Source organism: Halogeometricum sp. CBA1124 (assembly GCF_009741955.1).
Classification (GTDB): Archaea; Halobacteriota; Halobacteria; order Halobacteriales; family Haloferacaceae; genus Halogeometricum; species Halogeometricum rufum.
Window position 1 is genome coordinate 57,958 of record NZ_WPCD01000001.1, and the last position, 26,055, is coordinate 84,012.

Annotated in this window: 16 protein-coding genes and 3 pseudogenes; 8 read left to right on the forward strand and 11 right to left on the reverse strand. The window is 64.4% G+C overall.

Annotated features, from left to right (window positions below; genetic code table 11):
• Positions 1-1,234: 1,234 nt before the first annotated feature.
• Complete coding sequence (locus GJ632_RS00230) at positions 1,235-3,832, forward strand: helix-hairpin-helix domain-containing protein (protein WP_191451461.1); 2,598 nt, start codon at positions 1,235-1,237, stop codon at positions 3,830-3,832.
• 449 nt (positions 3,833-4,281) lie between these two features.
• On the opposite strand, the pseudogene GJ632_RS00235 reads toward GJ632_RS00230, so the two are convergent.
• The 3 genes and pseudogenes from GJ632_RS00235 to GJ632_RS00245 form a co-directional block, all read right to left on the reverse strand.
• Positions 4,282-5,303: pseudogene (locus GJ632_RS00235) on the reverse strand (ornithine cyclodeaminase family protein).
• Between the two features lie 476 nt (positions 5,304-5,779).
• Positions 5,780-6,913: an NAD/NADP octopine/nopaline dehydrogenase family protein gene (locus GJ632_RS00240; RefSeq protein WP_191451463.1), complete on the reverse strand. Its 1,134-nt coding sequence runs from the start codon at positions 6,911-6,913 to the stop codon at positions 5,780-5,782.
• 117 nt (positions 6,914-7,030) lie between these two features.
• The gene (locus tag GJ632_RS00245) at positions 7,031-8,215 is read right to left on the reverse strand and encodes an FAD-binding oxidoreductase (RefSeq protein WP_089810015.1); all 1,185 of its coding nucleotides are present in this window, start codon (positions 8,213-8,215) and stop codon (positions 7,031-7,033) included.
• A gap of 422 nt (positions 8,216-8,637) precedes the next feature.
• Between GJ632_RS00245 and GJ632_RS00250 the strand changes: the two genes are divergently transcribed.
• The 4 genes from GJ632_RS00250 (at position 8,638) to GJ632_RS00265 (ending at position 11,541) form a co-directional block, all read left to right on the forward strand.
• Entirely contained in the window at positions 8,638-9,093 is a 456-nt protein-coding gene (locus GJ632_RS00250; protein ID WP_191451465.1) for a universal stress protein, read from the forward strand.
• 243 nt (positions 9,094-9,336) lie between these two features.
• Positions 9,337-9,939 carry an ATP-binding cassette domain-containing protein gene (locus GJ632_RS00255; RefSeq protein ID WP_197427757.1) on the forward strand — a complete coding sequence of 201 codons (603 nt, stop codon included), beginning with the start codon at positions 9,337-9,339 and terminating at the stop codon, positions 9,937-9,939.
• The gene (locus GJ632_RS00260) at positions 9,936-10,772 is read left to right on the forward strand and encodes an ABC transporter permease (protein WP_197427758.1); all 837 of its coding nucleotides are present in this window, start codon (positions 9,936-9,938) and stop codon (positions 10,770-10,772) included. Before GJ632_RS00255 ends, GJ632_RS00260 begins: the two co-directional genes overlap by 4 nt.
• 79 nt (positions 10,773-10,851) lie before the next feature.
• Entirely contained in the window at positions 10,852-11,541 is a 690-nt protein-coding gene (locus tag GJ632_RS00265) for a hypothetical protein (protein WP_191451469.1), read from the forward strand.
• A gap of 1 nt (position 11,542) precedes the next feature.
• Here GJ632_RS00265 and GJ632_RS00270 read toward each other — a convergent pair whose 3' ends face one another.
• The 6 genes from GJ632_RS00270 to GJ632_RS00295 form a co-directional block, all read right to left on the reverse strand.
• Positions 11,543-13,303: an ABC transporter substrate-binding protein gene (locus tag GJ632_RS00270; protein ID WP_197427759.1), complete on the reverse strand. Its 1,761-nt coding sequence runs from the start codon at positions 13,301-13,303 to the stop codon at positions 11,543-11,545.
• A gap of 276 nt (positions 13,304-13,579) precedes the next feature.
• Positions 13,580-14,575 carry an ABC transporter permease gene (locus tag GJ632_RS00275; protein WP_191451473.1) on the reverse strand — a complete coding sequence of 332 codons (996 nt, stop codon included), beginning with the start codon at positions 14,573-14,575 and terminating at the stop codon, positions 13,580-13,582.
• Complete coding sequence (locus GJ632_RS00280) at positions 14,575-15,624, reverse strand: ABC transporter ATP-binding protein (RefSeq protein WP_143105184.1); 1,050 nt, start codon at positions 15,622-15,624, stop codon at positions 14,575-14,577. Before GJ632_RS00280 ends, GJ632_RS00275 begins: the two co-directional genes overlap by 1 nt.
• Complete coding sequence (locus tag GJ632_RS00285) at positions 15,621-16,655, reverse strand: ABC transporter ATP-binding protein (RefSeq protein ID WP_089810000.1); 1,035 nt, start codon at positions 16,653-16,655, stop codon at positions 15,621-15,623. The genes GJ632_RS00280 and GJ632_RS00285 overlap by 4 nt, the downstream gene beginning before the upstream one ends.
• The gene (locus tag GJ632_RS00290; protein ID WP_177232682.1) at positions 16,655-17,434 is read right to left on the reverse strand and encodes an ABC transporter permease; all 780 of its coding nucleotides are present in this window, start codon (positions 17,432-17,434) and stop codon (positions 16,655-16,657) included. Before GJ632_RS00290 ends, GJ632_RS00285 begins: the two co-directional genes overlap by 1 nt.
• A 356-nt stretch (positions 17,435-17,790) precedes the next feature.
• Positions 17,791-18,978: an FAD-dependent oxidoreductase gene (locus GJ632_RS00295; protein WP_191451477.1), complete on the reverse strand. Its 1,188-nt coding sequence runs from the start codon at positions 18,976-18,978 to the stop codon at positions 17,791-17,793.
• 225 nt (positions 18,979-19,203) lie between these two features.
• Between GJ632_RS00295 and GJ632_RS00300 the strand changes: the two genes are divergently transcribed.
• Positions 19,204-19,965 (forward strand): IclR family transcriptional regulator, encoded by a 762-nt coding sequence (locus GJ632_RS00300; protein ID WP_089809995.1) that lies wholly within the window; start codon positions 19,204-19,206, stop codon positions 19,963-19,965.
• 1,061 nt (positions 19,966-21,026) lie between these two features.
• On the opposite strand, the gene GJ632_RS00305 is transcribed toward GJ632_RS00300, so the two are convergent.
• Both GJ632_RS00305 and GJ632_RS00310 read right to left on the reverse strand, forming a co-directional pair.
• Positions 21,027-21,326, reverse strand: a complete 300-nt coding sequence (locus GJ632_RS00305; RefSeq protein WP_191451481.1) for a hypothetical protein — start codon at positions 21,324-21,326, stop codon at positions 21,027-21,029.
• 21 nt (positions 21,327-21,347) lie between these two features.
• Entirely contained in the window at positions 21,348-22,010 is a 663-nt protein-coding gene (locus GJ632_RS00310) for a helix-turn-helix domain-containing protein (RefSeq protein WP_089809991.1), read from the reverse strand.
• Positions 22,011-22,161: 151 nt separating this feature from the next.
• Here GJ632_RS00310 and GJ632_RS25675 point away from each other — a divergent pair.
• Positions 22,162-24,223, forward strand: a pseudogene (locus tag GJ632_RS25675) (hydantoinase/oxoprolinase family protein).
• Positions 24,220-26,050, forward strand: a pseudogene (locus tag GJ632_RS22725) (hydantoinase B/oxoprolinase family protein); the annotation flags it as partial. The pseudogenes GJ632_RS25675 and GJ632_RS22725, both read left to right, overlap by 4 nt.
• Between the last annotated feature and the right edge of the window lie 5 nt (positions 26,051-26,055).

The window sequence follows — 26,055 nt, forward strand, 5'->3', positions numbered from 1 at the left end:
TGTGTCTCCGCGCGTGGGGAACCGGTAGTCGTGGAACAGGCCCTCGGGGGCGAGCGAATCCGGCTGGGGCGTGTAGCCGTTCGCGACGTTCTCGCGGAAGTTCGACGCGTCGTTCGCGCCCCCTGTCGCGAGGCCGATGGACTCCGGCGCGGCGACCGAGTAGTCCTCCACGGTGTCCGTCGGATGCGCCTCGCCGGTGGGCAGTCGGAACTCCCGCGAGTCGAACTCGCGGTCGCAGTCGAGACAGACGACCCCCGGAGGAGTGGTGGTCCGCCAGGAGCGCCAGTCGTCGACGGGGTACGAGCGGTCGTCGTCGGGTGCGTCGAACGTGGTCGCGGTGTCGACGACGTAGAACTCGTCTTCGACGTCGAACTCCGGGAGTGCGGCACGGACGGCGGGGTAGTCGTCGACGGCGGTCCACTCGCGGAGGTCACCGCCGCACGACGGACAGTCGGCGTCGTCGACGGTTTCGGCCGCTGCCGGCGTGCAGACACGCACGCCCGAGAAGGCGTACTCGCGTCCAGTCAGGAGGTCGAACCGGACGTCGCTCCGCGCCGGCGTGAGGAACACGCTTCGGTGTTCGCTCCCCGTGTCTATCGTGAGGTGCCAGACCGTCTCGTCGCCCTGTTCGGTGCTGCGGTGCGTCACGAACGTCCCGGTGACGTCGGTTCGTCGTTCGTCGTTGGTGTCGGTGTTCATCGTTCGAGGGGGTGGTGGTAGTTGCCCGTGACCGTCGTGAGTCGAGAGGTGATATTCTGAATCTCGATGTGTTTTCATCTATCGATACGACGGGGAGGAGTGATAAAGCTTGCGGCAAAAAATAATTCGATGTATATTATTTTCCCAGAGCCGAGTCGTCGAACCGGAACAGAACCCGAGGTAGAGACCCCCTTCAGCGCTGTTCTGCCACTATTCTCTTCCCCGCGTCGGCAGTATCGAGATCAGTTTCCGACAGTGTGACCGAGACACAGAGCGGTCATCTCCGGAAATTGCGAATTTTTTCCTCGAACGGCCCGACGCCGAGTCGGTACGCGTCGCTTCCGGGTTCGGCGTTCCGAACGATGCTACGGCCAGACAGGTGAGAGACGACGCGAACGGGACGAAGAGCGCCAGTCGGACGAGAGGTGGCAGCGGGCCGGACCGACGTCGACTCGGCCGCTCGAGTGTCTGATAAATAACGCATCGACAATAGTTTCCTGCACGATTTAAGTAGCGGGCGCGCCAAGCACGGCTAATGACCACGCGCGAGGACGGTGACCGCTCCGAGAAGGCGCTCGTTCGACGCCTCCCGGACATCAACTACTGGTGGCCGGACTCCGACCGGGAGTACCGCCCGGGGCGCCCGGGGTGCATCCCGACGAAAAGATCCTGGGCCAACTACAAGGCCGACTTCTACAGCGCGATACAGAAACTCGCGTGGGACCCCGAATCAGAGGCCCCGCAGACGCGGTTCTTCGCGATCGCGGGGTCGGAGAACACGGGGAAGACGACGCTCCTCGGTCAACTCGTCAGACTGTTCGTCGACGACCGGTTTCGAGAACTGCTGTGGACGCTCCCGGAGACGGACGACGTCGAGCATCTCGCGCGCGGGCCTCGAGACGTGCGCACCGCCTGGGCCATCGACAGATACCACTACGACCCGAGCGATGCCGACGGAGAGTCGTCCCACTTCGTCAACCAACTCCCGGACCTCGGCCCGAATCGCGTCCTCTACCTCCCGCTCGACGCAGACCCGGCCTTCCAGCTCAGACCCGAACGCCAGATACGGGACGCAGTCGCGTACTACGAAGCGGAGGTACTCGACGGCGACCCCGCAGAGACGCGTCACTTCGTCTTCGTCGACGACGTCGATGTCCTCGACGACGACGCCGGCGACGACGGCTGGGGGGAACTGGTCGCCGAACTCTGCCGCGACGCTCCCGCGCGAACGGTCGTCGGAACCGCCACCTCCGACGACGTGGTCGAACGACAGTTGTACGACGCCGAACGCGACGAGATGCGACTGGACGACTACGAGATAGAGACCGTTCTCCCGGCGAAGTTCCGAGACTACCTCCAGCGTCGATACCCGCTGTTCGAGGGAGCGAACGCGGCGGACGGCGTCGAGATGGCGTACCACGCAGCGCTCGACGGCGACGCCTCGCTCGAACGGGACCCGGACACGTACCGTGTCAGTCCGAGTGAGTTCACGACGAAGGTGAGGGCTGCCGTCGACCATCCCGACGAACTGCTCTCGGCGCTGGAGTCGTACGAGTCGCAGTTGGACCGGATGTACCGACTGGTCGGCAGCGGTGGCTCGGACTCGCCGCGGGCGTGGATCAAGCGCGCGTTAGAGGAGTACCTCCTCCTGGGCGGCTACCTCGCACTCGCCCTCGACGACGACCTGTTCGAGCGGTCGGACGAGTGGTTCCGCGCGTACCTGCGAGGCGACGCCGACGGAGAGGGCCACACCTTCGCCGACGACGCCGGCAGCGTCGCAGACGACCTCCTCGGGTCGCTCCACGAACAGGCCCCGTCGCTGCAGTCGATTAAGCCGCGGCGAGTGCGGGACCTGTCGCGACTGTATTCGTGGGTAGCCGACGAGTTAGAGACGAGGCCGTTCGACTACGACGACCTCCTCGGGGAATCCGGCGACCCCGGGGATTGGATTCTCGACGTCGACAGGCGCACGCTCCGCGAGAAGTACTTCGCGACGCTCGAAGAACTCGTCCTCGTGGCGTTCAGCGACGGCTACGGCCAGAAGAAACCGCGCCACCTCCGCGTCGGGCTTCGCGACGTCGGCCTCGGGAACGTCCTCCAGTGGCGCGACCTCGACGACGTGACGAGCGACCGGGACGGCGTCCGCTCGAAACTCGAGTACATGGTGGCGTTCGACCACGTCATCCGGTTCAGCTACAACGTCAACCATCCGCTCGACCCGAACTGCGGCGTCGTCCGATACTGGCGCGACGGCGACGACTTCGTCGAGTTCGTCCCGAAGGTCAGGGGAGCGCCGGTCCCAATCGGCATCGACACCGCCTCCGACACGCCCGTCGAGAAGATAGACGCGGTCGGACGGTTCCTCGACCGCCAGAGCGCCGACCCCGACGCCGACTTACACGACTTCGTGCGGTACGAACCGACGGTCGGGTCTCCCAGAACCGGGCCGTCCGGTGGGCTGTCGAAACTGTCGGAGTGGCTCGACCGTCGCGTGCTGGACGCACTCGAAGACGCCGACGAAGTGGACGGACTGAGCGACCTGTGGAACGCGTCGGTCGAGACGTTGGCGGCTATCGACGGCCTCAGTCGAGCGGACGCCGAGACGGTCGCGGACGCGACAGCGCTGTACGATGCCGTCAGCGACGTACGCGGCGTCGGCCCGGCCAAGCAGGAGACGCTGTGGAACCCGGGGACCGACGACCCGACCCACTGGACCGTCGAGCGACTGGGTGCGGCGACGGTCGCGGAGGTGGCGGCGCTCGACGGGTTCACCGAGACGACCGCCGAACGGGTTATCGAAGCCGCGAAACATCGGACTGAACGCGGCGAAGACGGCGAGTACGAGCGCCGCATCGACCGTCTGCGCCGCGGCGACGACGGCTGGTGGAACGGGCTGCGCGAGGAACCGGACAGCGAGTACCGGGGTTCCTACGAGGCGTTCAGGTGGGGCGAGAACGACGACGACCCGACGGGAGGGTCGTCCGGCGCGACCACGCACCACCGCATCCACGACGGCGAGGCGCAGTTCGGACTGGTGCTCACCGGCGGGAACAGCGTCGAGCGATACGAGAGTCCCGAAGACGAGAAACCGGTCTACGCCGTCCCGCTCTGGCTGTTCCTGACGCTCGCCTGAGAGGGACCGGGCGGTTCGAGGGAGAGGCTCCCCCTCTCCCGTGACGCAGATGCACCATCCTGCGGACGGTTCTCGACGACCGGACGCGCGGCGGCGCTCACACGGGCCAGCCGTCGAGTGAGACCGATCGACTCCGAGAGGAGACCCCGACCCGTAGGAGTGACGGACGGAACGTAGCCGCGTCTGGGTACCTGTAGATATATCGAGGATAGATAGCAGATTCGAGAGGGCTTGGTGACTGTTCAGTCCGATTCTGAAAATAGACGACTTTCGAGCGTGTATTAATGAGCCAATATATTTTGAATCGAGAATTGATATTTTCGTATCCCGATTTACAAACGCGAATCGGGACTATACGTCCGTACTGTGGGGAGAAATCTCAGCGAACGAGGTTCGTTTGTGGGTGAAGCGGAGAGTGGCGGCGCTGAGCCGTTCGGGACCGCGGTTCGTCACCGTCCGGTGGCGACCAGTTCGAGGTCGGTCCCAGCGTTGTCGAGGGAGTGATAGACGACGCGGGCGGCGGCGAGGTCTTGGATGGCCAATCCGGTCGAATCGAAGACGGTAACGCCGGAGCGGACGTCGCTGCCGAATGGGTCGTGGTCGACGACTTCGCCGAGTTCGGCGTCGATGTCACGTCTGTCGAGTCTCTCCGTGCGCCAGGGGACGTTGATTTCGCCGGAGTGGGTCGTCTGCTCGAAATCGTCGATGACGAGGGTGGCCTCGCGCACGACCTCCGTCTGTAGCTCCTGTTTCCCCTCGGCGTCGGCCCCCATCGCGTTGACGTGGGTCTGGTCGCCGAGGTCGTCAACCGACACGATCGGTGATTCGACCGGGTGACCGTCGAGAGCACGTCGCAAGACGCCGCCTCCGCCACCGGGCCGGTCCGTACGTCGAAGTCGTTCTCGAACGCCTCGACGAACCGGGCGAGTCGGTCGTCGTCGGGGTCGCTGACGACCACCGTGTCGATGGGCCGGACCTCGGCGATCGCTTCGAGTTGCGAGTACGACTGGACGCCGGCACCGACGATGCCGAGCGTCGAGGCGTCCGGGACGGCGAGGTGGTCGGTGGCGACTGCGGCCGCCGCCCCCGTCCGCTTCATCGTCAACGTCGTCGCGTCCATCACCGCGAGGGGAAAGCCGCTCCGCGGGTCGGTGTACACGAGCGTCCCCATGACCGTCGGCAAGTCGAACTGGCTCGGATTGTCCGGGTGGACGTTCACCCACTTGATACTCGCCGCCTGCCAGTCGTCCGTTTCGAGGTACGCGGGCATCGAGCGGAAGTCGCCGTCGTACTGGGGGAGGTCGACGTACGATTTCGGAGGCATCTGCGCCGTTCCGTTCTCGTATGCGGCGAACGCGGCTTCGACCGCGGGGACGAGGTCCCCCATGTCGAGATGCGCTTCGACGTCGCGGCTCGAAACGATAGTCGTCCGGGTGGTACTGCGTTCGGTCGTGTCGTCTGTCGTGCTCATGGTGTGCTGTTAGTGTGGTGGGGTCCGGAACGGTCGGACTCGGCTCGATTCGAGATTCGGGGCGAACGGTGTCCGTCGTCGGCCGGAACCCGCTTCGCACGGCCGGTGCGGTCGGACACGAACGCGTTCGTGGCTCGTCGGTGCACTCGTAGACCGTCCGTGTGGCGCGAGAGCCGAGGGGGCGGGTGTGGTTGGGTGTCGGTTCACCGCCGGCACTATCGCGCGCACCCGTGTCCGGCCCATCCGGCCGCGGCGAACAGGTCGTCGGCGCTCGGAAGCCTGTCGACGACCGGAATTCCGTCGACGCTCACCGTGCCCCGCCTGCTGGCGTCCGCGTCCGCGATAGTGACGCCTTCGACCGCGGAAAGACGGCTCTCGCCCCGTTCGCGTTCCGCCGAACACGCGCGGGAGAGCGACGCCCGTCGGGTTTCAGGCCGTTTCCGCGCCACAGGTCTCTCCGCCGCCGCCGACGAACGCTATCGACATGCTTCGGCGAGGCTAGACACGGGCGTGCTCCGAGTCGCGACCCGGAGGAGTGCGTCTCTATCGGTGGCGTCGATGCCGCAGTCGTCGAGCGTTCGTCCGTCGGCGCGGAAGTCCGTGTGGTGGACGTCCTCGGCGAGTTGGATGAGCGAGTCGATGGTCGGCGTCTCGACGCCGCAGGCCGCGGCCATCTCCGAGAGAGGAACGAGACCGTAGGGGACGTCCTCGGTGACGTAGCGGTGGTCGAGCGAATCCGGCCCCTGAATCGGCCCGTGGATCGAACTCGTACGCAGGGAGTTCGTCGTCGTCGCGTAGTACTCGTTCTCCCCGATACCGTACCAGTCGTGGAAGAGTTCGCCGACCGTCTTCACCTCCAATCCCAGCGCCTCGCCGATCTCCGCTCGTTCCTCGTCGACCCTCGACATCACCCGTCCGATCGAGTCCGTGACGTTCTGGTACAGGTAGTACTCGTCGTCCGGCGACTCGATTTCGCCCGCGTTCAGCAGGGCCCCGACGGGGTGAATCACGGGGTTCGCGTTGAACAGACTCGTCTCGAGGACGTTCTCCGCCGCACTGACGGAGAAGGGGAACACGTCGTCCATCTGCTCCGCGAGCACCGACGAGTGTTCCGCCGGAAGACCGGCGACGGAGAGTTCGCGCTTGATTCCCAGGACGTGGACGCTGCTCGGACTGGTCTTCCGGACCGCGTACGCGAGCGAGGGCGTCTCGCCGAGACGAATCTCCGGCGCACCCACGTCGTCGAGAATCTGACGATACTCGAGTGCGCTCATGGTGTTCGCCGAGAGCAGGACGAACGGCTGTCCCTCGGAGAGGTGCGGACCGACGGCTTCGGCGAACGGTTCGAACGCGAAGTTCGGGACGACCTGGATGACGAGGTCGGTGTCTTCGACCGCTTCTGCCGGATCGGAGGTGACGGTCGCCGGTCGTGCGTGGCCCTCGTTCGCCGCGCCCGTGATGTCGATTCCCTCGTTGCTCCGAATCGCTTCCAGGTTCGACTCGAACTTCGGAAGTTCGAACAGCGTCACGTCGTGGCCCTGAATCGTCAGGTCGGCGGTCGTGGTGAGACCGCCCGCGCCCGCGCCGAGGACCGTGATCTGTTGTCCCATGACTCACGCATCGACGTGTACCGCCTTAATTTTTTCGTGGGTGATTTTATGAAATAAAGTTCCATATTTGCAAATAGCCGTCAAAAGATGGTCTCGTCGGGTCTGTGTGGGGAGGTGTTATCTGTGGTCTACATAGGCGTCGAAGCGACTGACCGAGAGTCCCTCGTAGAACTGGGACGGTTCGTCGTCGAGGAGTTGCTCTGCGATTACGCTCCCCGTCGCCGGGGCGAGTTGGATGCCCGACGTGCTGAACGCCGCCACGGAGAAGCCGTCGACGCGCGTCCAGCCCACGACCGGATTACCGTCCGGCGTCGAGGAGCGGATTCCGACCCGTTCGTCGACGACTTCGAACGTCTCGACGGTCGGGAGGAGCGATTCGAGCAGTTCGAGACCCCGCTGTCGGAGGTCCGAGGGGACGGCGTCGCCGACCTCATCGGGATCGTACTCTGTGGCCTCCTCGTGTCCGCCGGGGGGGTGGTTCGTCATCAACACGCGTCCGTCGGCGTTCCGTCGGATGGAGAATCCGGACTCGTGGTGGGTTATCCACGGTAGCGTGTACGGAATCTCTTCGTCGGGTTCGAGTTCCAAGACCGGAGCGAGCGTGTGTTTGACGGGGAGTTCGACACCCGCCATCTCGGCGACGCGGGGGTTCCACGGTCCGGCGGCCGAGACGACCGCCGCCGCCGGTCGTTCCTCACCGTCGACGGAGAGGCCGGAGAGGACGCCGTCGTCGACAGAGAGGTCCGTTACGGTGGCGTTCTCGTGGAAGACGGCTCCCTCGTCCCGCGCCCGGTCGACGAATTCGAGCGCCATCTCTCGCGGTCGGAGATAGCCGACCTGCGGCCGGAACACGCCGCCGGTAACGACGTCGGTGTCGAGGAACGGCAGCACGGCCGTCCGCTTCAGTTCGTCCGGTTGGACGAAGTCGACCGGGGACGTGTCGACCCGGTCAGCGTCGGCGTGGGCGAGTCGCTCGCCTCGCTCTTCGACCGCTCGCCGGAGCGATTCCGCGCCGTCGTCCGACGTCGCGACGTCGAGTAACCCGGTCGTGACGTATCCGGGGTCGGCGCGCGGCGACGACAGGAACTCGTTGTACAGTTCCATCCCGTACCGCTTCATGCGGTACTGCGTCTCGTCGCCGTAGAACCCGAAGAACGCGAGCGACTTCTTCGTCGTCTCGTTCGCCAGCGTCCCCTTCTCGTAGACGTGGACCGGTTCGTCGGTTCGCCGAGCGAGGTGGTACGCGATGCTGGCACCGACGATACCCCCGCCGACGACGTGATACCCGCCTTCGGCGGTCATCAGGTCGCCGCCTCCGCTGTTCCGAGCGTGGAGCGATAGGCCGCCTCGGGGTCGTCGCGTCTCACCGGTGAGGTCCGGTTCGGAGACTCGCTGTCGTTCGGTCCCGGGAGCCGGTCTCGTACGTCGTCGGTCTCCTGAGAGACCGACTCACCGGGGCCTGTCCAGCCGTCCGCTGAGGAGTTGCGTCGTGCCATGCTATCAGGCTACATGCAAAACGACTGGCTCACTAGGGAATAAATCTTTGGTGGCGAGGGAGGCGTCCGGGGCCGTATTCCACTGCTGGACGGAGTTTGCCGTCTTCGACCAGCCCTCGCCGCGGCGTTCGGCCAGTCGACGCCCGCCGTCCGCCCCACTCGGTCGTCGTCGCCGTCGCTTCCCCCGCCCGGAGGAGATTTTTTATATCTGCTCTCGTATTCGAGTTCATGGCCGTGTTAGCTGCAATCGGAGAAGAAGAGGCATCGAAGCGGGTTATCGAGGTGGCCGCGGACCTCGCGACGGCGTACGACGATACGCTCGTCGTGGTACACGTGATTCCGGAACAGGAGGTGGACGAACACATCCGAACCATGCGGGAGTTGCCGGGGTACTCCGATACAGGCGTCTCGGACGAGAGTGACCGGGCCGCGGACTTCGTCAGGCGGATGGTCGAGCAGACGCTGGACCGAGAACAACGAGAGCGAGTGGACGTCGCGGGGCGCGTCGGCCGGCCGGAGACGCAGGTCCGTTCCGTCGCCGAGGAAGTCGACGCGAGGTACGTCGTCATCGGTGGGCGGAACCAATCGCCGGTCGGAAAGGCCATGTTCGGCAGCACGACGCAGTCGATTCTACTGAACACCGACCGTCCGGTGCTCACGGTCAGGACGCCCGACTCCTCCTGACGACGCCTCGGCGACCGAGCGACTTCTGGCGGGAACTGTCACCGCAATCGGTAGTTTTAGTCACCGCCCCGGCGAACCTCCGACACCGAAGGCTCAGGGTACTTCCGGAGTCGTTCCGGAGTTCGCCCCCCTACAGACATGGAACACGACACGCACGCTTCCGAGTCGGAGGACGCGCCACTCCTCGAGACGGAGAGACTGACGAGACTGGTCGACGGAACCGCCGTCGTCGACGCTGTCTCTGTGACCGTCTCCAGAGGTGAGGTACTGGCCGTCGTGGGGCCGTCGGGAGCGGGGAAGTCGTCGTTCCTGCGGCTACTGAATCGACTGGACGAGCCGTCTTCGGGGTCGGTGTACGTCGACGGCGTCGACTACCGCGAACTCTCCCCGCGAACGCTCCGACAGCGCATCGGCCTCGTCCCGCAGCAACCTTCGCTGGTCCCGGGGACGGTCTGGGAGAACGTCGTTCGGGGCCCGACGCTCAGAGACGAACCCGTCTCCGAGGAACGCACGCGCGAGTTGCTCGAACGTCTGGACATCGCCGACTACGAGGCGAAGGACGTGAGCGACCTCTCCGGCGGCGAAGCCCAGCGAGTCGCGTTGACGAGGACGCTGGTGAACGACCCGGACGCCCTCCTGCTCGACGAACCGACTTCGAACCTCGACGCCGGCACCGAAGCGTACGTGGAAGCGCTGATACGGGAAGTCGTCGCCGACTTCGGAATCGCGTGCGTCATCGTCACGCACGACCCGGACCAAGCGCGACGGCTGGCCGATAGAGTGCTCTCGCTGGAGGACGGCGCCGTCAGCGACCTCGGACCCGCTCGCGAGGTGCTGTCGCCGTGACGGGTGGTTTCCCGCTCGCGGACCTGTTCGCCCGTCTCGACCCGACGGTCGCGAAAGGGCTGCTCCAGGTCGCCGCCGCCGTCGCAATCGCGCTCGTGGTAGTGGGCGTCTCTCGGGTCCGCGGTCTCGCACTCGAACGGGAGTTCAGCGTCGCACTCGTCCGAGGGTTCGTTCAGGTCCTCGTCATGGGGTCGCTCATCGGCGTCCTGCTCAGCGTGCAGTACTTCTGGAGTTGGCTCATCCTCCTCGGGATGGTCGGGGGTGCGACGTGGATATCGAGGAACCGCGGTGACGGCCTCCCGGCGGTTACTCGCGTCTCGTTCCTCTCGATATCGTTCGGTGCGGGGACGGTAATCGTGGCGATGACGCTGACGGGCGCCATCGAATCGACCGTGCGGGACCTCGTTCCCGTCGGGAGCATGGTCATCGCCAACGCGATGAAGATCAACTCGCTCGCACTCGACCGGGTGCGTGGCGAAGTCCTCTCGAACCGCGACGAGATAGAAGCGGGGTTGGCGCTCGGGGCGCCGCCGTCGGCCGTCGTCACGCGGCACATCCAGACCGGCGTCAGAGCGGCGCTCATCCCGACGATAGATTCGCTCAAGAGCCTCGGGTGGGTCTGGATTCCGGGTATCATGACCGGGATGATACTCTCCGGCGAGAACCCGCTGTACGCCGCGCTCTACCAGTTCGTCATCATGGCGATGATATTCGCCGCGGGCGGACTGACGAGCATGAGTAGCAGCCTCCTCGTCGCCGAGCACCTGTTCACCGACGCGGAGCAACTCGAGCGGCTCCAACCGAAGGACTCGACCACCGACGCCGTCGAGTAACTGCCGTCTCTCCGGCCCTCCGGAGGCTCTCGTCTCACCCCAACACTTCTATACGATCAGCGGGAATCTCACCGTCGTGATGGACGAGAACGAACTCTTCGAGACGCTGATCGAATCCGGCGTGCTGTCGGCACAGGACGACGGCGAAGTCCGACCGTCGAGCGACTTCGAATCGGTCGTCTCCCGATACGACGAGCGGATACGCGACGAGACGGACCTCGGCGAGGAACTGAGAGCGGTCGACACCCCGTCCGGACGCGTGGCCGACTTCGTCGCCGTCGCCGACGAGGCGCCCGACTTCGTCGCCCGGTATCTCGCAGTTCGAGACGTGGCGGAGGCGCTGGGGTTCGTCGAGAGCGTTCGGGTCGTGATACTGCTCGACCGGTTCACCGGACCGGTGCCGCCGACGGACGGGTCTCCCGAGCCGTTTCTTCCGGTCGCGGGGGAGCGACTCCCCGCGATGCTCGGCGTCTTCCCGGTGGCCGTCGTGTACGTCTGGCGCGAGCGGTGTCCCGACTGTGACGAGATGCGTGACGCCCTCGAGTCGGTCTTCGAACGCGGGCACGACTCGGTCACGCTGTTGTCGGTGTACGGCCCGGACTGTGCCGAGATGCTGGAAGACCGGTACGACGTCGTCGGCGGTCCGACCACGCTGTTCGTCGTCGACGGGACGATAGACAGTCGACTCCAAGGCGCGCACGTCGAAGAAGTAGTGGAGAGAGAGGTCGACAACTCGTTGACGACCGCCGAGATGCGAGGCGTCCGCTGAGCTAGTCTTCGGGGAGTTCCGAGAGGCAGGGGAAGTCTTCCTCGGACGGCGTCCCCTCTTTGGGCCAGAGCGGACTCAGGTCCGCGTCGGGCGGGTAATGGAGTCGCCCCTGGTCGTCCCAACCCCACCCGTTCTCTTCGAGTAACTGCTTTGCCGCCTCGGGTTCGCCCGTGGGTTCGGTGGTGTACTTGTAGACGTCGCTGTCGTCGTCGGGATAGGAAGGGTGCGTGGTGATGAAGTGGCTGCCGTGGTACTGCGGTTCGCCCTGTCCGGACTGAGAGACCTGATTGATCTCCTTTCGGTTGAGCGCCTTACCCCACGCGCGGCGGAACTCGAGGAACTTGGTCGGCGCGACGCCGTGGTGCGGGTGGAAGTGGTAGCCCATGAAGCCGCTGAACACGTTCGTCTGAATGCCGTCCGCCTGCTTCATCTGGTCGAAGAGTCCCGTCGGAAGCTGTGACACGACGTCGACCTCGCCGGCCTGCAACCCTTGGGCCGCGCCCTGTTTGCTGTCGAACGCGAGGAACACCTTTCGCTGGTTCGGCGGGTCGTGCGCGGCGCACTCCGGGAACGGGTCGAGCGTGACCGACTGGCCCGCCTGGAAGTTGACGACCTGATAGGGGCCGCAGCCGATGATCTCGTTCAGCGTGAAGTTCGAGGGGTTCTCGTCGGCACCGGATTCGACGAACGACTGCTTGTGGTAGATGCCGCGCTTCTGGAGCTTCTTGTTGATGAACGGCCAGTACGCCTGCTTCAGGTTGAACTCGACCGTCTTGTCGTCGACGATCTTGATGCCGTCGGCGCCGCCCTCGTAGGGGATGGCCGTGTGGTCGGGCACCACGCTGCCGTTCTCGTGGTTCCACTGGAACGTGTACTGGACGTCCTCCGCGGTGACCGGGTCGCCGTTGTGGAACGTCGCGTCCTTGATTTCGACGATGATGCGCTTGCCTTCGCGGGCCGTTTCGAGGCTGGCGGCCATGTTCTGCTGGAGTTCGAAGTTCTCGTCGTACTCCATCAGCGTCGACGTCACGATGTGGTTCCACAGGGAGTCCGAGTCCATCCGCGGGAACGCGGACGTGGCCATCGTGTTCCCGTCGGCATTGAACACCATCTGGTCTTTGTCGTCGACCGACGAGTAGATGTGGAACCGAGGGTTGTTCTTCGCGTAGCCGGCCTGACCGACTCGCTCCGTGTTCACGGCCGACCTTGCGGCGTTGAAGTTGAGCGTGTTCGTCGTCGGGATGTGGGCGGCGTCCTCGCTCATTATCTTGATCCCCTCCCGAACCATCTCGTTCCGCTCGTCGAGCGACGGTGCGGAGACTTGGTCGTGCGCGAGTTTCGAGAACTCACACGAGGGGTAGTGCGAGGAGTTCAACAGTCCGTCGCCGCCCGCCCGAGTGATCATGTTACGGACCATGATCGGGTTCGGGTCGAGTCGCCCGCCGGTGTTCCCCATGTACCAGTACGCGATGGGGAACTTCCGAACGTCGTTGTTCCACTCGGAGATGGTCGTCGCGATATCTTTCGGCTGCAGTTCGACCTGAACCCCCAGCGCGTTTTCCACGTTGGGCTTAGCGACGGAGAGTTGCTCCTCACAGGTCGGGGCGCGCCCGACGTCCGACCAGTACGGGCACGCCAGCGACGGAACCCGCTCGCCGAGGTCACCGTCGCTGGCCGTTCCACCGCTGCCGTCACCCGTGCCGTCACCCGAGTCGTCGCCGCTGCAACCGGCGACGGCCGTCGCTCCGGCGATAGTACCCATCGTCTTCACAAACTGACGCCTGTCTATGGCATTCTCACCCATGGCTGTGTTTCACCGTGTCACACCCAACAGTATCTATCTATTAAATATTTGCGTTTGTCATCGTGGCTCACAGAGTGTAAATATAGGTCGAAGACAGGGACAGTCGCGAACGAGGCCGTACGTCCGTCTCGGGAACGCGTCGTAGTCCCGTGTGAAAAATCGGGAAAGCGACGGATTGGCCCGAGGCGGCGTCCGACGGACTCTCGAACCCGAGAGAGGGGGAGGACGGCGGCCTCAAGCGTCGTCCGTCACGCTGACCCGCGGGTCGATGACGCCGTACAGGATGTCGACGACGTAGTTACCGAGCACGACGCTCACGGCGGCGGCGAAGAAGACGAACTGGACGACCGGGTAGTCCCGTCCCAGAATGGAGTGCACCAGCAGGTTGCCGATTCCCGGCCAGTTGAACACCACTTCGATCAGCACGAGACCGCTGACCGCCTGCAGCATCGACGTCGGGAAGAGCGTTATGACCGGCAGACTGGCGTGCTTCGAGACGTGCTTGAGCCGCTTCTTCGAGGGGAGACCGGTGATGCGGTGGTAGTAGGTGAAGTCCTGCCCCATCACTTCGGTCACGCTCGTCCGCATCACCAGCAGCGGCGAGTACACGTACCGGAGTATCACCGCCGTGAACGGCAGGATGTAGTGGTGGAGGAAGTTCTGGGTGAAGTACGGCCGCCACCACGGCCACTCCGGGTGGAGCGCGAGAAAGCCCGGTGAGAACATCCCCGACGTCGGGAACAGGTCGAGGTACATCGCGAACACCACCACGAGGATGATGCTCAGGAAGAACGAGGGCATCGTCCCCATGACGAAGAACGGGATGATGCCGTAGCTCTCCAGTTTGGTCCCGCGCTTGGACCCGAGGACGGCGCCGACTATCGACCCGATGATGTAGAACGCCACCGTCGCCGGTCCGACGAGGATGAACGTGTTGAATATCTTCATCCGAACGAGTTCCCACACCGGGACCCCGCTCGTCAGCGAGTTCCCGAGGTTGAACGTCGCCAGACTCCGCACGTACTGCAGGTACTGGATGTGTATCGGTTCGTCGAGACCCCATCGCGCACGCGCCGCGGCGACGGCTTCCGGACTCGCTCCCGAGTTCAGCATGAGCGTCCCCGGGTCGCCGGGCATCGCGCGGAACAGGAGGAACAGGAACGTCAGTATCCCCCACAGCAACAGGACCGTCTGGAGCGTCCGGTTGACGAAGTATCGTGCGGTCGACATCAGTCGTCACCCTCCGTGCCCGTGGCTCGCTGATTCGCGGACGCCCCGTCCGCTCCGGTCTGTACGCGTCGTTCGTGGTCGTAGTGGAGGTGACACGCCACCTCTCGTTCCGCTCCGTGTTCGACGTTCATCGGGGTTTTCTCGCAGATGTCCATCCGGTCCGGGCACCGGTCGCGGAACCGGCATCCGCTTCCCAAGCCTATCGGGTCCGCGACGGCACCCTCTATCGACGTTCGGTCCCGTTGGTGATGGGGGTCCGGTATCGGTACGGCCGAGACCAGTTCCTGGGTGTACGGGTGTTTGGGGTCGTCCAGCAGCGTCTGCGTCGGTGCCGACTCCACGATTCGTCCGAGGTACATCACCTTGATCTGGTCGCACACGTATCCGACCGTCGAGAGGTCGTGCGAGATGTATATCATGCTCACCCCGAGTTCGGTCGTCAGGTCCGAGAGCAGGTTGAGTACGGACGCCTGCGTGGACACGTCCAGCATGGAGACGGGCTCGTCGGCCAGAATCACGTCCGGTTCGGTCACGAGCGCTCGAGCGATCGAAACGCGTTGTTTCTCCCCGCCGCTCAACTGCTGCGGGAGGCGGTTGAGGTAGTTCCTGGCCGGGTTCAGCTCCACCTGTTCGAGGACGTCCAGAATCCGCTCCTCGCTCGCCTCCATGTCGTGGATCTTGAGCGGTTCCTTCAGCGTCTCCTGGACGGACATCTTCGGATCGATCGAGTTGAACGGGTCCTGGAAGATGATCTGCACGTTTCGACGGAACGCTTTCCACTCGCTGCGGTCGAACGACGAGAGCGGCGTCCCGTCGTACCTGATTTCACCGCCCGTGGGGTCGTGGAGGCCCATCAGCGTCTTGAGCAGGGTCGTCTTCCCGCACCCGCTCTCGCCGATGACGCCGACGACCTCGTTCTCGTCGAGCGTGAACGAGACGCCGTCGACGGCCTTCACGTACTCGTCGCTGCCGAAGAGCGAATCGAGGAACCCCGAGCTCCGGCTGAAATACTTCTCCATCTCGTCCAGTTCCATCAGTGGGTCGTTCACGATTGGTCACCTCGTATCGCCGCCAGACTCTCCGCCGGGTCCTCTTGCTCGAATATCTCGTTCGTTCTGAAGCACGCCGCACGGTGGCCATCGGCCGACGTGTCGCTGGCTTCGAGTGGGGGCGCTGCCTCGCGACAGCCCTCCTCGGCCCACGGGCACCGGTTCGCGAACGTGCAGTAGTCCACGTCGCCGAACTGCTGCGGGGGCGTCCCCTCGATGGTCTCCAGTTCCCGGTCGGGGAATCGGATGTCCGGGAACGCCCGCTGGAGCAGGTACGAGTACGGGTGTTTCGGGTCGTCGTACACGTCGGTTATCGGACCGGTCTCGGCTATCTGCCCGCCGTGCATCACCGCCAGTTCGTCGCACGACTCGAAGACCAGGCTGATGTCGTGCGTGATGAGGATCATGCTGGTCTCCGTCGAGTCGCGAATCTCGTCCAGATACTTGAATATCTGGTCCTGCATGATGACGTCCAGCGCCGTCGTCGGTTCGTCGGCGATGACGATAGACGGCTGGAGGAACAGCGCGAGGGCGATGATAGCGCGCTGTTGCATCCCCCCGGAGAACTGGTGGGGGTAGTCGCGGATGCGGTTCTCCGGCAGTCCGACCACCTCGAACATCTCCTCGAACTGCGCGAGTGCCTCCTCCTCGGAGAGGTCCGTGTGGACGTTGGCTATCTCGAGCGCCTGTTCGCTGAGTCGCTGCATCGGGTCCAGACTGTTCATCGACGCCTGCGGGATGTACGCGATCTCCTTCCAGCGAACCTTCTCGTTGAGTTCGGCGTCGCCGAGGTCCTGTAGTTCCTCGCCCCTGTACTTCAGTTTCCCCGACGCGATGCGACCGTTGTCGTCCAGACCGCCGATGATGGACTTCGCGAGCGTGCTCTTCCCGCATCCGGACTCGCCGACGAGGCCGAAGTACTCCCCGTCTTCGACCGTGAAGTCGGCGTTCGAGACGGCCGTGAGCGGCCCCTGACGGGTGTCGTACTCGATAGTCAGATTCTCGACTTCGAGCAGCGGTTCGCTCGACATTACGGACCAGCCCCCGTGACGGACCGCTCGTCTTCGTCGCTGTCTTCGAGTTGCCGACCGATCATGAACGCCGACATCACGGTCAGCGAGATGAGGATTCCCGGTGGGAGCGACCACCACGGCGCCTGAACCATCGTCCCCGACTGGTAGGCGTTCCGAATCATCACGCCCCAGGAGGGGATGAACGGACTCGAGACCCCGATGAACGCGAGTCCGGCGTTGACGAGTATCGCGTATCCGACGCCCAGCGAGAAGAACAGCGCCGCCATCGGAGCGATGTTGGGGAGGATGTGCTTGACGATGATGCGGATGCGACTGGACCCGGTGGCTTTCGCGGCGAGGATGAACGGTCGCTCCTTGATTTGAATCACCTGCGACCGCAGCACGCGAGCGTTGCCGCGCCAGAGGATGAGGCCGATGACGATGATAGAGGCGAAGAATCCGACCTCGAGGAAACTGACCAAGACGATGGCGAACGGAATCGTGGGCACCGAGTACGCGAAGTCGGTGATTCGCATGAGCGTCGACTCCACCCATCCGCCGACGTACCCGGCGAGGACGCCGACCGTCATCCCGATTCCGATGATGATAGCTCCGCCTACGAAGCCCGTGATCACCGTCGGCTGGACGCCGTAGACGAGTCGCGAGAGGACGTCACGCCCGCTCGAGGTGGTCCCCAGCGGGTGGGCTATCGACGGCGGCTGCGAACGGAGGATTCCGCCTTCGCTCGCGTAGAAGACGCGATCGTAACTGTACGGCGTGATCTCCTGACCCACCACCGCGAGAACCAAGAGCGCAGAGAGGTACAGGAACGCGAATCTCGACGTCGGGTCCCGCCAGATGGCCTTGAATCCGCGGCTCAGGTTCCGGATAAGGTATGATTGGTCACGACCGATCTCTTTTCCGAGGACATTCATTGGTATAGTATTCCATGCCATTGTGGTCCATAGTCACTCTTAATTTTTACGGTAAGAACGGTTCTCGGCGCAGCCTGGTCGCCGAACCGGCAGGGGCGTCGCTACTCGGAACGGGGCCTCGTTCGAACGATGCGAAGAGCAAGGTATGCAGTCGTAATTCGGAATGACTCGCCCACACCAGTCGGTTCTGCGGCCGGTCTATCGTGGCGACGGCCGTCTCACGAGCGGTGGTCGGTGTATCCTTCGAACCGGGTTATCGAGAGGTCGTCGTAGTAGTCCGTCGGGTCGTCGTCGAGCACCTGCTGTGCGATCATCTTTCCGACTGCCGGAGCGAGTTGGATTCCGGACGTGTGGAAGGCCGCGATGGAGAAGCCTTCGAGGTCGGTCCAGCCGACGACCGGGTTCTTGTCCGGCGTGATGGACCGAATCCCGACCCACTCTTCGACCACCTTCGCGTCGATGAGGTCGGGGACCAGGCGTTGGAGGAGGTCGATTCCCCGGTCCCGGATCTCCTCGGGTACCGTCTCGCCCATCGTCCTCGGGTCGTACACCGTCGCGTCCTCGTACACGTCGCCCGGATTGTACCCGATGAGGAACTCGTCCTCACTCCGACGGTGGAACGTGTAGGGTGACTCGAAGTGATTGATGGCCGGGAGCGTGTAGTCGGACTGGTCGTCGGGCCGTAACACGAGTATCGGAGCGATAGTGTGTTTGACCGGCAGTTCGATCCCGACCGATTCGGCGAGTTCGATGTTCCAGGGCCCCGCGGCGCAGATGACCTCGTCTAGTTCGACCTCCTCGCCGCCATCCGTTACCAGACCCGTCGCCCGGCCCCCGTCCGTCGTTATCTCCTCGACGGCGGTGTTCGCACGCACGTCGACGCCGTTGTCCTTCGCGCGTTCGAGGAACTCGTACGCCAGTTCCTGCGGCCGGTCCATGTAGCCGACCTTCGGTCGGAACAGCGCTCCCTCGATCGGTTCCTCGTCGACCGGCGGCAGGAGCAGTTTCTCCTTGATCGCGTCGCCGTCGATGTACTCGACCAAGTCCCTGTCGAACCCCATGCCCATCTTTCCGAAGTAGGTATCCCCGTCCGTCCGAACCGCCTCTTCCATCCTGTCGGCGTTGTCCGCTTCGGTCGCCGCCGTCAGGATTCCCATCGACGTGTATCGAGGGTTCACGCGAGGCTCTCTGAAGAAGCGGTTGTAGAGCTTCATGCCGTAGCGCTTCATCCTGTACTGGGTCTCGTCTCCGTAGAATCCGTACTGGGCGACGGACTTGTAGGTCGTCTCCGATGCCGGCGACTGGCGCTCGAAGACGACGACGGAGTCGTCGGTCCGCTGGCTGAGGTGATACGCGATACTCGCACCCGCTATACCGCCCCCTATGATTCCGTATGTCGAACTCACAACAGTGTCTCACCGCGCGTGTTCGTAAAACTTTGGGAGGGAGTCGCCCGCCCGTCGCCAACGGGCGAGGGGTCGCTCGTCGCAGTACTGAAGTTCGCCGGATACCCGCGAATCCGGCCCGTCCGACGCTATCCGACGGATGCAACGGGCGTACGCAGAACCGGCAGCGCGGAGCGTTTGATATGTTCATACAAATTTATGGAGGACAAGCTCGTCGGTCCCAGTATGAACGAGAACCGCCGAACGATACAGTCGGTCGAGAACGCACGGGAGATAATGGCCGTTCTCGAAGAGCGAGGCGGGGCGTCGGTCGCCGAAGTGACCGAGCAGGTGGAGTTGACGAGGGGCACCGTCCACACGTATCTGGTCACGCTCAACGAGGAGGGCTTCATCCGGAAGTCCAGCGACGGCGAGTACGACCTCAATCTGAAGATACTCGACCTGGCATCCTCCATCAGAGAACGCCAGCCGATATACAGACACGGGCGGAACGAAGCCAACGAACTGGCGATAGCGACGGGTGACGTGACGCATCTCGCCGTCGAGTCCGACGGCGTCGTCTACATGCTGTACTCCTCGCGAGGGTCGCTCAAGCAGGAAACCCCGAGCAACGGGCGGTTACCGATGCACGCCTCGGCCACCGGAAAGGCGCTCCTCGCGAAGATGTCCGACGACCGCGTCGAGGAGATCATCGACCAACACGGGCTCGAATCGCTCACCACGCACACGATAACCGACCGCGAACAACTCTACGAGGAGTTGGAGACGGTCCGAGAACGAGGATACGCCAACAACTATCAGGAACAAACGGTGGGAGCGCAGACGTACGCGACCGACGTGCAACTCCCCGACGGCTCTCTCGCCGGGTCCATCGGAATCAGCGGGACGATAGGACGGTTCGAGACGAAAGACACCGACGAGCTAGTCCAGACGATGATCGAAGCCGCCAACCAGATCGAAATCAACATCCAGCGGGCACGGTCGTGAAGCGGTGACGACGACCGCTGAGACGCTCGAGCGGGAACGTCGCGTACCAGCCGATTTACCCCCAGTTCTACCCGGGCTCTCGTCCGGTCGCTACGTACTTTACTCCGGTATAGACTCGAGTTGTCGATATGCTCAAACGAATGTCCGACGAGAAGGGTTTTTCGGCGAATGCAGTTCAGTAAGAATATATATGACAGGGACGGAACATTCCCGAAAGGAGGGACGACAGGATGACGCTCGATGCCGCCCCACCGTCTCGGTGCGTTCGATTCCCTCGACCCGTCCGAAACACCGGACACCGAACTACGTGCGAGGGATGTTTCGAACGATCACAGACTGGTGCCGACGTTGGCGAGAGCGAGCGAACTGGTCGCGGTGGGTCGGCGAACGGCACCACGACCCCGACGTGAGAGCCTCACTCGCCGCCGCCGTCCCTCTCGGTGTGGATTCGTTTGATATGCTCAACACGCACGTCTCCGACGAATCCGGAGCTTCTGACGCTCTATGAGGACGGTTTCGAGTCACCATTACAATCATAGTTTCGTAATTCCGATTCGGCACCCGAACCGACACGTGACGAGGTTTGCCTCCGGACCTCCGAGTAATCCGTTACAACAATAGCACTGCAATGGCAGACGACAGACGAGTGACGAACGGACGCTCTCGGACCGACTGGCGACGAACCGGACGTCGTCCGATGCTGCGCCGATACCGTCGTCGTGGTCTGACGCTGACACTCGGACGAGAGCCGGTCGGTTCCGGTCGGAGACGTCTGCAGAGCGGTGCAGTCATCGAGACGAGAGACGCCGGCGTGTCGTTTCCGTCGGTCGAACGTCGAAGGGGGCCAAGCGAGGGCCGTGTTTCTGTCGGAGGCGACGCGGCCGACGCCGAGTCCGACGTTAGACTTCGACCACGGTACGACCCGGGCCGCGACAGAGTCCTCGGACGGTCGGTCGAACTCCGTCCGCGTTCTGCGAGTCGATTAGCGAATTCTGCTTCCGTTTCCGGAGCTGATACTCTATTTGTCCCCGATAGCGAGCCCGAACAGCCGCATACAGTATTCATTCGATATATTCGTTAGTACATAGCCTCGTTCTGTAGTTCTCTGTGTTGTTTCTTCGGACAGCGCTTACACTCGGAAAGTCGACTTCCAACGAGCGAGCCACTACCAGGAGTGAGAGAGACGTCGACGCGCCGCCACTCGACGGTCCGTGGATATCCTCGGTGCCGACTCCGAGGTCCGTGAGGTAGTCGTCGCGGCCGCCGGTGGGTTCGATGGCGAGCGCCGAGGAGCAGCAGTCCGCACGCATCCAGACCGTTCCCGCACGTCGCAGGAACACCGCACACTCGACGAACGGCACCGACCGAAACGCTCGGCACGCCTACACGCTACCGCGATGCGGCTCCGACTCGTGGGAACTGTCCGTCTGCTTCGCGTTATCCGTCAGTGCGGACGACAGCAGCGTCCGCTCGGCCTTTCGGAGGTGTTCGTGCAGCGTCGCTCGGCTGATTCCCAGTTCCGCGGCGAGTTCCTCGTTCGTTATCTTCCGCGGCCAGTCGTAGTACCCCCGCGCGAGGGCTTCAGTCGCGACTTCGCGCTGCCGTTCGGTCAGGGGGGAGTCGGAGCCAGCTCTGAACTCCGTGAGTTTCCCGAGCGTGACGGTGCCGAACGACGCCAAATCGTCGAGAATGTCCTTCAGGTCTTCGCGCCGGAAGACGAGGACGTGGTACTCTCGCTGACGACCCGACACGGTGTTCGACCGCCGGAGCGTACCGTGGTTCTGGTAGATGGCCGAGTACGCCCCGCAGGAGGGCTTCGTCACGAGGAGGTTGTCGTCGTCGAGGCGCTTGACGTGTTCGACGTGGTCGGTCGCTTCGAGTTCTCGCTGGAACTCGTCGGCGTGCGGCCCGGCCCGGAGGACGAACGTCACGAACCCGTTCTGTATCTCCTCGATTTCGATGGGAATCGGCGTCTCGACGTCGGCCGTGAGTCGGCGGAGCACGCACTCTCGGTGCTGGGTGAAGTGAACTGTCGCGATGAACATCTGTGGGTTCCCGTGCCAACACTCCCCACGGACAAAAAGCTACGCGACGAGGGGGTGCGTCGACAGGGGGGTCCGGTCATATAAGCAGCCAACAGCTGTTGGGGAAATCCTTACTCCCCAATCTGCCGATGGATACGATGAACGATACCATATGACATACAATCTCGGCGTGGACGTGGGCGGGACGTTTACGGACGTCATCGTCTTCGACGAATCGACCCACGAACTCACGATAGACAAAGTGCTCTCGACACCCGCGAATCCGTCGGAGGGGGTGCTACGCGGTGTCGAGGAGGCGACGGAGAAGGCAGGCACGTCCGTCTCGGAACTCGACCTCCTGTTCCACGGCACGACGGTCGTGACGAACATGCTCTTGGAGGAGACGGGGTCGCGCGTCGGCCTCGTCACGACGGCGGGTCACGAGGACATCCTCCACCTGGCCCGCGCGTGGACGCCCGGTCCCCTGTACGGGTGGATGGGGATGGAGAAGCCGAACCCGCTCGCCGACCTCGTGGACACGCGCGGCGTGGCGGGGCGGATAACGTCGCCGTCGGGCGAGGAGACGGAGCCGCTCGACGAGGCGGCGGTCAGGGAGGCCGTTCGGGAACTCGACGACGCCGGCGTCGAGTCGCTGACCGTCGCCCTGTTGAACTCCTACCTCAACCCCGCACACGAGGAGCGAGTCCGCGAAATCGTCGCCGAAGAGGCACCCGAGCTTCCGGTGTCCATCTCCTCGGACATCGTCCCCGAGTACGGCGAGTACGAGCGGACGCTGACGACGGTCATCAACGACTACGCGCGCCCGACGGTCATCGACTACCTCGACGACCTGGACGACTCGCTGGCCGCGGCCGGGTCGTCGGCGACGATGAACGTGGTCCGCTCCGACGGCGGGCTGATGAGCACGGCGGCCGCCAAGGAGCGACCGGTCGAACTCGCGCTGTCGGGTCCGAGCGGCGGCGTCGTCGGCGCGGCGACCATCGCCGAGAAGAAGGGCGTCCCGGACGTGCTGACGCTCGACATGGGCGGCACCTCGACCGACGTGTCGCTCGTCGAGGCCGGCACGCCGGAGACGACGCGGCAGACGAAGGTCGGCTACCGGGAGTTCACGTCCCGGTCCGTCGACGTCAACACGGTCGCGCCGGCGGCGGGTCCATCGCCCGCGTCCAGTTGAACGGGTCGCTCCAGGTCGGCCCGGAGAGCGCCGGTGCGACCCGGGACCGGCGTGTTACGGGCAGGGCGGCGAGGAACCGACGGTGACGGACGCGAACGTCGTCCTCGGCCGCATCCCGGAGTCGGTCCAACTCGGCGGCCGGATGGCACTCGACAGAGAGGCGGCCCACGAGGCCGTCGCGACGATCGCCGAGGAGCGAGATACGAGCGTCGAGGAGGCCGCACAGGCCATCCTCGACATCGTCAACGAGAACATGCACAGCGCGCTCCGGGTCGTCTCGGTCGAACGCGGCTACGACCCGCGGGAGTTCGGCCTCGTCGCGTTCGGCGGCGCCGGGCCGATGCACGCCAACGCGCTGGCGGACGTGATGGGCGCGTACCCCCTCGTCGTCCCGCCGGGACCGGGCGTCATGTCCGCGTTCGGCTTCCTCACGTCCGACATCCAGAACGAGTTCGCGGAGACCTATCTGGAGACGGAGGAGGACGTCGACGGCGGGGACATCCACGACGAACTCCGAGCGCTCGAAGCCGAGGCGAGCGAGTGGCTCGCCTCCGAGGGAGTCCCCGAGGAAGACCACGCGTTCGACTACTTCGCCGACTGCCGGTACTTCCGGCAGGACATCCAGATGTCGATTCCGGTGACCGTCGAGAACCTCCGCGGCGAGAGCGGACTCGCGGAGATAAAGGGCGACTTCGAGGCCCGGCACGACCGCCAGTTCGGGTTCTCGCTCGACGCGCCCCTCGAAATCGCGAACCTCCGCGTCGTCGGCAAGGGGACCCTGCAGGGCGTCACCATCGAGGAACACGCGCTCACCGGTGCCGACCCGAGCGACGCCGAACTCGGCACGAGCGAGGTGTACTTCGACGACGAGTACCGCGAGACGACCATCTACGACCGCGGCGAACTCCGACCGGGCAACGAACTCGTCGGCCCGGCCATCGTCACCGACGACGACTCGACCGTCGTCCTGCAACCGGACCACGTCGCGACCATCGACCGCTACGCCAACATCGAGATTACCAGAGGAGAGAGCCAATGAGCGACGCACCACCAGAGTTCGTCGGCGACCACGACGTCGACCAGACCACCCTCGACATCATCGAGAGCACGCTCTCGAACGTCCGCTACGAGATGGACCGCGTGCTGGAGACGACGGCCATCAGCCCCGTCATCCGCGAACAGTCCGACCAGTTCCCCCTCATCGCGGACGCGCAGGGGCGGATGGTGATGGGCCAGTTCGGGTCCGCCATCGACACCATCCTCGCGAACTCGCCGTTCGACCGCGAGGACCTCGAAGACGGCGACGTGATAGCCACCAACGACCCCTACATGTGCGCCGGCGCCGTCTCGCACACGCCGGACATGCTCCTGTTGCGGCCCATCTTCTACGACGGCGACCTCGTGGGGTTCTCCAGCCAGTGGGGTAACCTGATGGACGTCGCGGGAAGACGCCCGGCAGCATGCCCGTACAGGCTACCACCATCTTCGAGGAGGGGATGCGCCTCCCGCCGGTCAAACTCTACAAGCGCGGCGAAATCGACAGCGAACTGCTCGAATCGTTCGCTCACAACACGCGCCTGCCCGAACACGCGGAGGCCGACATCAAGGCGCTCGCGGCGGGAACGAAGGCCGCCGAGACGCGGATACAGGAACTCTGCGACCGGTTCGGTAAGGAGACGTATCTCGAAGCCTGCGACGCCATCCTCGACCGCACCCGCGACGGGATGATAGACCTCATCCACGAGTTCGTTCCCGAGGGCGAGCGGTACACGTTCGAGGACCACGTGGACGACGACGGCATGGGGAACGGGCCCATCAAACTCCACCTCGAAATCTACCGCGAGGGCGACACGGTCTACCTCGACTGGACCGGCACGGACGCGCAGGTGCCGGGGACGGTGAACTTCCTCCTGAACGAGAAGATGTTCAAGATGTTCACCGGCGTGTTCCTCATCATGGCGTTCGACCCGCTTCTCACCTTCAACGACGGCTACTACGACCTGTTCGAGGTCACGCTCCCGGAGGGGTCGGTGCTGCAACCGGAGTTCCCGGCACCCCTCGGCAACCGACTGCGACGATGGCCCGGCAGTTCGACGTGCTGCAGGCGACGTTCTCGAAACTCATCGACGGCTTCTCCGTCGCCGGCAGTTACGGCACCTCGCCGAACCTCGTGTACGCGGGGACGGACTCCGACGGCAACGACTTCCAGATGCTTGAGATCCTCTACGGGGGGATTCCGGCCCGTCCCGGCGGCGACGGCCTCGACGGCCACTCGTGGTGGCCGCTGTTCCGCACGGTGCCGGCGGAGTACCAGGAGGCGTACTACCCGCTGACGATAGACGAGTACAGCACGCGCGCGGACACGGGCGGCGCCGGCGAGTTCCGCGGCGGCCACGGCATCACGAAGGTCTACACGTTCGAGGAGGACGGCGCCATCACGTTCCAAGACGACCGCGCGCACACGTACCCGTGGGGCGTGGACGGGGGCACGCACGCGCAGACGAGCGAGAAGACGCTGATTCGGACCGACGGCACCGAAGAAGACCTCCCCTCGAAGGTCGAGAACGTCGCCGTGTCGGCCGGTGACAGGCTCGTCTTCAGCACCGCGGGCGGCGGCGGACTGGGCGACCCCCTCGACCGCGACCCGGACGTCGTCGCCGGAGAGGTCGAACGCGGACTCGTCTCCGAGTCGGCCGCTCGCACCGAGTACGGCGTCGTCCTCGCCGACGACGGCACCGTGGACGAGGCCGCGACCGAGGACCGGCGCGCGGAGATTCGCTCGACCCGCGGCGACCCACAGCAGTTCGACTACGGCCCGTTACCGGACGAAGAGACGCTCTCGGAACGCATCGCCGAGGAACGCCGGACGTC